Source organism: Bacillus sp. GbtcB14 (genome assembly GCF_019091205.1).
GTDB lineage: Bacteria > Bacillota > Bacilli > Bacillales > Bacillaceae_G > Bacillus_A > Bacillus_A cereus_AG.
In genome coordinates this window covers 1-256 of record NZ_JAGXJT010000204.1, presented here as the reverse complement: position 1 = coordinate 256, position 256 = coordinate 1, and the positions used below count along the sequence as shown (strand labels likewise).

Below are 256 nucleotides of genomic sequence, written 5' to 3'. Positions count from 1 at the left end.
TCCTAACCATGTCAGGTACATGTCGCACGTCCGTCAATGTTCGAATGACCCCATCAAACATTCGTATCTTCACAGTACCAATCCCGACAACTTGGCATGGAGCAGCGTTTCCAACAGAAACATGACCAAGCATCCTTGGAGTGTACATTGTGAAGAATTCCCAAACAAACATCAGGTGAAAGGAGCAAGCAAAGTCCACTAGTCATTTGTCATGAATGGAGGCATGCAAGATTTCTTGTGCTGGATTGAGCGTCAT

1 protein-coding gene is annotated in these 256 nt (G+C 45.3%); it reads right to left on the bottom strand.

The window, feature by feature from the left end:
* Positions 1-199 (bottom strand): hypothetical protein (locus tag KVT31_RS31150; protein WP_483297958.1); only part of this gene is annotated, 199 nt, incomplete at its 3' end.
* Positions 200-256 lie beyond the last annotated feature (57 nt).